Annotated in this window: 3 protein-coding genes and 1 pseudogene; 3 read left to right on the top strand and 1 reads right to left on the bottom strand. The window is 65.5% G+C overall.

Annotation, left to right across the window (positions count from 1 at the left end):
* Positions 1 to 99: 99 nt before the first annotated feature.
* Positions 100 to 214, top strand: a pseudogene (locus OO68_RS47075) (IS5/IS1182 family transposase); the annotation flags it as partial.
* A gap of 23 nt (positions 215 to 237) precedes the next feature.
* Here OO68_RS47075 and OO68_RS45050 read toward each other — a convergent pair.
* Entirely contained in the window at positions 238 to 819 is a 582-nt protein-coding gene (locus OO68_RS45050; protein ID WP_078625818.1) for an RICIN domain-containing protein, read from the bottom strand.
* A 731-nt stretch (positions 820 to 1,550) separates the two neighbouring features.
* On the opposite strand from OO68_RS45050, the gene OO68_RS41105 reads away from it, so the two are divergent.
* The gene (locus OO68_RS41105) at positions 1,551 to 8,921 is read left to right on the top strand and encodes an RHS repeat-associated core domain-containing protein (protein ID WP_167345953.1); all 7,371 of its coding nucleotides are present in this window, start codon (positions 1,551 to 1,553) and stop codon (positions 8,919 to 8,921) included.
* A gap of 573 nt (positions 8,922 to 9,494) precedes the next feature.
* On the top strand, positions 9,495 to 9,989 hold the full coding sequence (locus OO68_RS41100; protein ID WP_033314615.1) for a hypothetical protein: 495 nt from the start codon (positions 9,495 to 9,497) through the stop codon (positions 9,987 to 9,989).
* Positions 9,990 to 10,083: the final 94 nt, after the last annotated feature.

The raw sequence follows: 10,083 nt of genomic DNA, 5'->3' as shown, positions 1-10,083 counted from the left end.
TCTCGGCCAGCAACGAGCCGAGACTTCCGCGACAGCCGTGATCTCATGTCTGAGCAGCAAAAGTCGCACCTGAGGTTCGGAAAGAGAACGACCTCTAAGTGGACGAAGGCCAGAGTGTGGGCCAGACTTCACCGCCTGGTCCCCGATCAGCTCGGGGCCTGCGACGAGCTGGACTGGGTCCCGCTGCGCGATCGACTCGGTGAACATGCGGGCGGATCTAGGGTCGAGTGCCGAGCGCTATGACCCTGCGCTACCCCACGGGACCGCTGCCCAACTCTGATTGCTCGATCCGTCGCAACGGAACTGGGCAGCCTGAGCGCCGTTGGAGGTACTTGCGTTCGAAATGCCCAAGCACATGCCGCTCTTGCGATTCTTTAGCGCGAAGACACTGCTGGAGACCCAATCGACCTGCCAGTCCTGGTTGTAGTCACCAGATCCCGTTGCCTGGATCGCCGCCGCGCCAGCCGAGGTGCTGGCGCCATCGATACCGAGATTCAACCCTGATTTGTTGTTCTCGAAGCTGTAAAGGCTGCCTTCCGAGTCAAACATCAACCATTTTTGCTCGAGTCCGCCAGTATAGGAATTCTGGACTATCTTGGCGCCGACGGAAATGCTACCGCCTGAAGGCTGAAGATACTTCTTTGATTTGTGGTTCCTGATTCCCACATGGATGTACGTTGAGATGCCGAAACTCGAGCGCAACAAAGGCGCCGGTTCACCGCTCTGCGGCGACTGGCCGTCAGCGAGTGCAGGACTGGCTACCGCCGTCAGCGCCCCTGCCACAATTGCCGCGGCGATGTTCCTGGTGCTTCTTCGCATACTGGCCTTCCTTGCGCCTGGTGATCGACTGATGCCCGGGGTACATAATCAGACCGCTGGAGCGATCGCCAGACCGCTCCGGCAGTTAGACTGAAATCGCTTACTTGACGGGCGCATGCTTCGCATGCTTGCGAACTCCAGCACGGCCGAGCGTGCAAGGGAGGTTGTCACATGGTCGGGAGTGCGCGTGGCTGCAGCGCATAAGCCGTGGCGTAAGTGGACTTTCACGCTCCTGATCGTGGCGCGTGGGCCCGGACAGGGAGCTTGACGCGGCCGGCCCCCGGCCCCGCGCGACCTCTGGGTGAAGGGAATCCGTCGGGCGGGATGGCAGCCGATCAGAAGTCGTCCTCGCGTGTGGCGGGCGAGTCGGCAGTCTCGGCGCCGCTGCCAGTGCGGGGGCCCCAGCGTGTGGGGCGGAAGCGTCGGCCCGGTGCGGCCGCATCGCCCTGGGTTTCATCGCCCTTCAGCGGCAGGGCCCCTGCCCACAGCGGGGCTACTTCCAGCCCGTTCTTCCTGCTTGCGGCACGTACGACTGCTCAATCTCAGCCATAGACCGCTTCTTCTGTCGCGTACATGACCCGCCGTGGCTATGGTGTGACGGCTCGTGCGAGGTGGGTGGGGTTCACGGGGCCTGGGTGCCCTGTGCAGTGCCTTGGGGAGGGCGCATGCGGTCGCGGGTCGGGTTCTTACGTGGGATCAGACGTGGTCGGCATCGGCTGGCGACGGTCGGTGTGCTCGTCCTGGCGCTGGCAGCGGGGACCGTGTCGGCCGAGGCCCTGCCGGAGCCTCCGCCCGCCAAAGCAACGCCGCCGACGAGCGCCACTCCGTCCCAGCCTCGAGACCAGGCACCGGCCAAGCCAGCGGCAGAGCCGAAGGCGTCGGCTGCCGCCGAGCCCACGACGAACAACGCCGTCTACGCCTATGACGCGGCTGGCCGGTTGGCCGGCGTGACCGATCCGGGCGGTCAGACGGCGCGTTACCGCTACGACGAGGCGGGCAACCGGCTGGGCATCGACCGGTTCGCCTCCAGCACGCTGTCGGTGCTGTCGGTGGTTCCTGTCCGGGCAGCCGCCGGAGCGAAGATCACGCTGTCGGGTACTGGCTTCTCCCCCACCGCCGGCAGCAACACCGTGACGATCGGCGGCAAGGCCGCGGCCGTCATCTCTGCCTCCGCCACCCGTCTCGCCGTTACCGTCCCCTCCGGGGCGCTCAACGGGAAGATCACCGTGAGCGCGGGCGGTGCGTCCGCCGACGCAGCGGAGGCTTTCATCGTTTCGCCGGCCGGCCCGACCATCTCCAAGGTCACCCCCCTGTCCGGCCCGCCAGGTACGCAAATCACTGTGTCGGGTGCAGGGTTCGCATCACCGGCGACCGACAACCTCGTGCGGTTCAACGGCGGGACTCTCGCGGAGACGGTAAGCGCAACCTCCTCCACGCTCACGGTAAAGGTTCCCGAGTCCACGACCAGTGGGCGGATTACCGTACAGACCCCGGACGGCAAGGCGACCTCCCCGGCCGATTTCACCGTGCCTCTCGCCGAGGACGAGGCGGGTTTCGAGACCACCGTCCGCGCCTCGATGACCGATGAGCCAGTCTCCGTCGCCGTCACCGAGGCCGGCAAGCGTGCCCGGGTGCTGTTCGACGCGGAAGAGGGCAAGGGCCTGTCCGTGGGGTTCACTCAGTCCACGTTCTCCGGGGCGACCGTCCAACTGGTCGATCCACGTGGCGACACGGTGGGAAGCAACGGCTACATCCCTCAAGGCGCAAGCGACTACGAGGTCCGTGATCTCCCGGTCTCCGGAACCTACTCCCTGGTGATTGACCCCCCGTCCACCGCTACCGGGGCAGCGACCGTCACGGTGTCCCATCCCGCGGGTGGCGAACTCGGCTTCACCGACGCGCCGACCGCCACACGCATGAGCCGGACCGGTCAGGACGGTGCGTGGAAGATCGCGGCATCCAAGGGGGACTCGTTCAGCCTCGGCATCGACACCGCAGGAATGAGCGATGGCACGAACGTGCGCTTGTACGCCCCCAACGGCGATCAGGTCGACTCCCTTTACGTGTCCAAGGCGTCCGTGGCCTCTTTGGACATTGACTCGCTCCCTGCGAGCGGCTCTTACACCCTCTATCTGGACCCCGCGAACGGTGCGACCGGAACCGCGTCCGTCACGGTCTCGCACTACATCAAGGCAAGCGGGCTCGAACCGGACGCTGATGCCGTGCGGTTGGGCATCACCCGTCCCGGGCAGGACGGCATGCTGTCCTTCAGCGCAGCCGCCGGGCAGAAGGTGTCGCTCGGGGTCACCCCCGCGGGCTTCTCCTCCTACGTCACCTGCCAGGTTTACGCCCCGGACGGCAGCCGGGTAGACAGCTTCATCGTCCCAGCCGATAACACCACCGAGTGGGACAGCGCCGTCCTGGCGCAAGCCGGCACCTACCGACTGCAGATGTCACCTGCGCAAAACGGCACGGGAACTCTCGCGACCACCCTGTCGCGACCAGTGGACGTGGGACGGCTTACCACGACCGGGGAATCGACCGTCGCGACGATCAACCGCCTCGGGCAGAACGCCGCGGCATCCTTCAACGCTTCGGCCGGAGATGACCTTTCGCTGGGGCTCACCGAGAACACATTCACCACATCCGTCTACTTCGACGTGATCGCTCCATCCGGGGCCAAGGTCGTCAGCTCCGCGGTGGTGACTTCCGGCAGCGCACGTACCAAAGGGCTGCCGGACCTGCCGGAGACCGGAACGTACACGGTGGTCCTAGACCCTTACAACGGTGCTCAGGGGAGCGCAAAGCTCACCCTCTCCGCCGACCTGGCTGTCGATGTTTCGGTGGACGGTGCCTCGGCGCCGGTCACAGTGACCCGCCCGGGTCAGCGCATCCGCGCCCGTTTCACCGCCCCGGCCAGTGACGTCCTCGGTGTGGGGCTCACCGGCAACAGCATCAACCAGATCACTTACGTCAACTTGGTCGGCCAGTCCGGCGGGGACGGCACCTTTGTCACATCAGTCCTGCAGAAGACCGCCCACGCAACCCCGTTGCGTTCCCTCACCGCCGGTTCGGCCTACACCCTGCTGCTGGAGCCGCAGAATGCCGGCACCGGTGGCGTGACACTGTGGCTGTCCAGCCCGGCCAAGGGTGGCGCTCTCTCGCAGACTGGTCGCACGGGAACGATCACCCGGCCCGGCCAGCAGCTGGAGTTCACGCTGGCCGCTCAGGCTGGGGACGGTGCCGCTGTGGTGTTCAGCGGAACCACGATCACCGGGACCTCGGAAGTCAAAGTACTCAAACCGGGCGCGACCGAGGCCAGCAGCACCGTGTACATCTCTACCGCCACAACCGATGTGGACCTGAGGGCTCCCTTGACGGCAGGCACCTACCGCCTGCTGCTGCAACCGCTCAATCCGGTCACCGGCAGCACCACCGCCACGATGGTTGCAGATGTTGAGGCCGGGGCACTCACCGTCGGCGGGGGCAACCGGTCCGCCGCGATCAGTACCCCGGGGCAGAACGCCCGGTTCACCTTCACCGGCACAGCCGGGCAGAAACTCACTCTGCGGCTGGGGAGCCCACCGCCCTTCGACTGGTACCTGTCGATCTACGGACCGGACGGCAAGTGGCTCGTCGCCGACCGGTACATGACGACCAGTACCACGTCGTACGCGCTGCCGGAGCTGTCTGCGGCCGGCACCTACACCCTCACCGTGGCCCCGGCGTTACTCAAGACCGGTACCTACAGCCTCGGCCTGTCGACCACAGCGACAGCGAAGGCGTCAGGCGATGGAAGTGAGAAAGCCGCTAAGGACTCAGCGGAAAGTGCAGGTGACAGCGATGGCGCGGACCGCGGAAAGGCCGACGGCGGCATCGTCCCGGCCGGCGCAGATGCGTGGCGCCCGGACAAGCACAACCTGTCGGGCCGTGACTGGGTAACCAGGCGGGGCGGGGCACCGAAGGCGCCGGCCAAACTGCGAGCCCCGCCGGGATCGACCGCGCTCACCGGGCATGTGCTCAAGCTGGATGGCAAGCCGCTGGCCAAGGTGACAGTCCGGGTCGGCAGCAAGAGAACACTCACGGACGCCAAGGGCCGTTTTGCGGTGGCCGGATTCAGCCCGAGCGCCACGACTGTGGTAGTCGACGGTTCCACTGCAAACACCAAAAAGCGCAGCTACGGCCGCTTCGACATCCGTATACGTCCCAAGGCCGGCACGTCAGTAGACCTGGGCTTTCCCGTGTGGATGACGCCGCTGGACACCAAGCACACGGTCACCTTCGACGCGCCCGCGAAGAAGGACGTCGTCCTGACCACGCCCCAGATCCCAGGGCTTGAGGTTCGCATCCCCAAGGGGTCGGTGGTCCGGGACGAAAACGGCAAGGCCGTCACCGAGTTGGGCATCACAGCCATCCCGATCGACAAGCCACCGTTTCCTCTGCCGAAGAACGGCGTCGTCCCCGTCTACTTCACCGTGCAGCCGGGCGGGACGTATCTGTTCCCCAAGGGTGCCCAGATCGTCTACCCCAACTACACACATGAGCCACCGGGCACCCGGGTCGACTTCATGGACTACGACCCGGACGGCAAAGGCTGGTACATCTACGGTCACGGCGAGGTCAGCGCCGACGGCAAGCAGGTGATCCCGGACAGCAAGACCCGGGTATGGGCCTTCCACGGCGCGATGTTTAATACCTCGGCGCTGCCCCCGTGGCTGACCTCCTGGCTGGACGACACCCTCGACTGGCTCTCCGGCGACCCTGTGGAGCTGTCGACGGGACTGCTCACCGACTCCCGGACCGACCTGGCGGTCGATGACTCCCTCACGCCGGTCGAAATCACCCGCACGTACTGGCAGGGCGACACCGCCAGCCGTGCCTTCGGCATCGGACGCGACCTCACCTACAACGCGTTCCTGCACTCCAAGGAGCAGTACAAGGAAGTCGACCTGTACCTTCCCGGAGGGCGGAAGGTGCACTACGTGCGCACCTCCTCGGGCACCGGTTTCGGCGACGCTGTCTTCAAACCGGCCGGAACCTCGGGCCCCTTCCGCGGCACAGTCATCGACTGGAACAACGCCTATTGGAACTTGACCTTCCCTGACGGCACCGTGTGGGTGTTCCCGCAGTACGCCCCGCTGAAGGAGATCCGCGACCGCTACGGCAACACCCTGACCCTGACCCGCGCCGACGGTACCCGAGGGGCACTCACTCGCCTCGTGACCTCCGGAGGCCGGTGGATCACTCTCTCCTACGACGCACGTGGCCGTGTCACCCGGGCACGGGACAACTCCGGCCGCACCGTGTCGTACACATACGACAGTGCTGGGCGGCTCGAAACGGTCACCGACCCGGCGGGGAAGGTGAGTTCCTACACCTACGACGGCACCTCGAACCGCATCGCCACGGCGAAGGACGCCCGCGGCATCGTCTACATGAGCAACTCGTACGATACAAGCGGGAGAGTCAAGCAACAGACGCTGACCGAGGGTGCGAAGTACGCCTTCGCCTACACCACCACCGGCACGGGAGAGATCACCGCAACGGAGGTGACCCAGCCGGGCGGCGCCGTGCGTCGGGTGGAGTTCGACCAGGGCTATGGCACCTCCGACACTCAGGCTTATGGCACCGACCTGGCACGCAAGACGGTCTATGAGCGCGGCGCCAACCATCGCGTCGATGCAGTGATCGATCCTTACGGACGGCGCACCAAGTTCTCGTATGACTCCGAGGGCCGTGTCACCGGCGCGACCGAGCTTTCCGGGACCACCGAGGCGCGCTCCACCGGCACCGTGGTCTACGACGGCCCGTACGACCAACCGAGCAGCATCACCGACGCACTCGGCCACACCACGCGTTTCACTCACGAGCCCAATGGCAACCTGGCGAAGATCACCGATCCGGAAGGCCGAGAGACCACCTTTACTTACAACGGTGCCGGGCAGCTCAAGACAGCTACCGACGCCTCGGACGCCGTCACGGCCTACGCCTACAGCAACAGCGACCTCACTGCTGTCACGGACCCCGAAGGCCGCACTACCGCGCAGTTCACCGACAGCGCGGGCCGAACCAGCGCCTTGTTGGACCAGGCGGGCTCCCAGACCACGGTGCTGTTCGACGCGCTCAACCAGCCCAGGGAGATCACCGACCCGCTGGGGCACACCACCGCGCTCGGCTACGACGAGAACGGCAACCTCACCACCCTGACCGACGCCCGCCAGAACACCACCAAGTGGGACTACGACCAAGCCGACCGCCCCAAGACGGCGACCGACCCGCTGGGCGCGCAGGCGCTGTTCGATTACGACGCGGCCGGATTCTTGAAGAAGGCCACCAGCAGGTCCGGCAAGGCCGCCGTCGCCGAGTACGACCTGCTCGGCCGGCCCAAGAGCACCAAGTACGGCGTCGACGCCGCCGGCCAGGCCGAGTCCACCGTCACCTACGACTACGACACCCGGGACCTGCTCAAGCAGATCACCGACAGCAAAGCCGGCAACCAGGCCTTCACCTACGACGTCCACGACCGCCTGGCCACCACCACCGGCCCCACCGGCAAGGTCACCTACGACTACGACGCCGCCGACCGCCGCAAACTGATGACCGCAGCCGGAACAAGCACCACCTACGGCTACGACAAGTCCGGCATCCTCAAGTCGGTCAAGACCGGCACCCAGGACGTCACCTTCGGCCTGGACGCCGTGGGCCGGGAGAAGACCGCCTCCCTGCCCGGCGGCATCACCCGCACCACCGGCTACGACACCACCGGTGTCATCAAGTCCATCGCCTACGCCCAAGGCACCAAGACGGTCGGTGACCTGACGTACACCAGGGATATCCGCGGCCTGCAGGCCGGCCTGACCGGCTCGCTTACCAAGGTGGCTCTGCCCGCCGCGGAGAGCGGAACGCAGTTCGGCAAGGACAACCGCATCAGCACCTACAACGGCCGCACCTTCACGTATGACGATGTCGGCCAGCTCAAGAACGACGGTCTGCGCACCTACACCTGGAACGCCCGCGGCCAACTCACCGGTCTGACCAAGGCAGGTACCGCGTCATCGTTCGGCTACGACCCGCTCGGCGGCCGCATCTCCAAGACGACCGGCACCGCCACCAGCCGGTACCTGACCGACGGCACCAACCCCCTGGTCGAGCAGAACGCCTCCGGGACAACGACAGCAAGCGTGGCCACCTCGGGCCTGGACCAATTCCTCACCCGCACCGAAGGCGGCAAAACGCAGGTCTACCTCACTGACGCCCTCGGCACCGTCGTGGGCCTGGCCAACACTGACGGCACCCTCGCCACCACCTACGCCTACGACCCGAACGGCACCCCCACCGCCACCGGCACCAACACCTCCAACCCCTACACCTTCACCGGCCGCGAAGACGACGGCACCGGCCTGCTCTACTACCGCAACCGCTACTACGACCCCCAGACCGGCCGCTTCATCTCCCAAGACCCCATCGGCCACGCCGGCGGCACCAACCTCTACCAATACGCCCTGTCCTCCCCCACCACCTACACCGACCCCTCCGGCAACAACCCCCTCATCGCCGGCTGCATCATCGGCGGCGTCGTCGACGGCGGACTCGACTGGCTCACCCAGCGCCTGTCCGGCCGCAAAGTCAACTGGGGCCAAGTCGGCGGGGCGGCTGCAATGGGATGCGCAGCCGGCATGGTCGGCGCTGGCATCGGTAGCAAGCTCGGGGCCGGCCGATCGCTCGTCGAGCACAGAGGCGCAGGGAATGAGTGGGTAGCAGATCTGAGCAATGTGACCGGCAAAACAGCCAGATCGAGAAACCGCGCCATTGACATTTCAATCAGGGAGGACTTCCCCAACATCAGGTTCACCCACTACCCGCAGTACAGCCCTAAGGTGAACACCGGGATATCCAAGCCAAATGCGGGTACTCGTATCGGCTGGAAGCCCTTCGCCAGCCGAAACGAATTGCGCACCACCCTCATACACGAGGAACTTCACCATCGTTGGTTCCAGCGTGGCATCCCTGCAGGTACGCATCACCCACGTGACGGCTCTGGACTTTCCGATAAGTTCTACGGGACAGTAGATAGGTACCTGCGACTGCGAGGGTGGAAGTGACAGAACAGGCAGCGCGACTCACCGGAGCGTGCAGCAACTGCCGAGAGCCATGCGAAGGCTGGGCGGTGCAGTTGATCAGGGATGGACGACTGAGTTGGGAACTTGAGTGGGCCTGCGACACATGCGGGAACTGGCATGACGCGGGGTGGGGCCCCGCTCCCGATGCCGTGCGCACCCCCCTTCTTGCAGAGCACGGAACCTACCGCATCCTTCTCGAAGGCCCGGACAGGCCGAGCGGTAAGATCCTAAAGGCATTCCGCGACGCCTTCGGAAGCAGTGTCAAACAGGCTCAGGAAGACGCAAAAGAGCTGAGCCATACGGGATATCAGGGAACACTGGTGGAAGTCACACTTGTTGGCGAGCTCCTCGCAAAAGTTGGAGTGAGTGCCACCATTCAAAGAGGTGACTCCACCGGCACCTGACGCCGAATAGTTCGTAACGCGACGATACGTAACGGGGTGTAAGCCGTTCGGTCATCCCGGCAACAGAGACCTGATCCCCGGTTGTGATCAGTGCCAACGCGTCATGGACCGGCTAGGTATCACCGACACGTTCGGAGGCGGGTGAGCGGGCTTGGGAACCATCCTGAAGGGGCTGGGACGGCTCCAGTGGGGTGACCTCGAGGTGCCCAAGGGCTCCGCGCGGGATATTCCCACGTTGCTCTCCAAGGCGGCCTGGTCGGATCGCGAGACTGGGAGCCTGGCCCTGGACTACCTGGCTGATCTGGTGTGCGAGTTGGGCTTCGTCATCTCCGAGGCCACCGCTCCGACCGTACCCTTCCTCCTGGAACTGGCCGGGGCTCCTCACGTGGCCTGCAAAGCCGAGGTGCTCCAACTCCTGCTGAACATCTACTCCTCGCGGGAGTGGAGTCACTCCGCAGCAGAGGCTCTTCCTAAGTACGCCGACAACTACGCCCACAAGGTCCAGTGGGAATTCACCGCGCATCAGGCGGTGCTAGCCGGCCGCCAGGTCGTCCAGGGGATGACCGGCTCCATCGACCCCGAGGTCGCTGAGGCTGCCAGCAAGCTCCTGGACGCCCTCGAAGCCAAGGATCTCAGTGCCTCCTAGGACTTGTCCGGCCGATCATGCGCGGAGCCAGATGACGAGGGCTGCGGCAGTCGCGGTGCCGAGGAAAACGTAGCCGCGCTTGTCATAGCGGGTG

It is taken from the genome of Streptomyces iakyrus (assembly GCF_000717055.1).
Taxonomy (GTDB): Bacteria; Actinomycetota; Actinomycetes; order Streptomycetales; family Streptomycetaceae; genus Streptomyces; species Streptomyces iakyrus.
The sequence above is the reverse complement of the archived record's forward strand: the minus strand, read 5'-3'. Positions and strand labels throughout refer to the sequence as shown.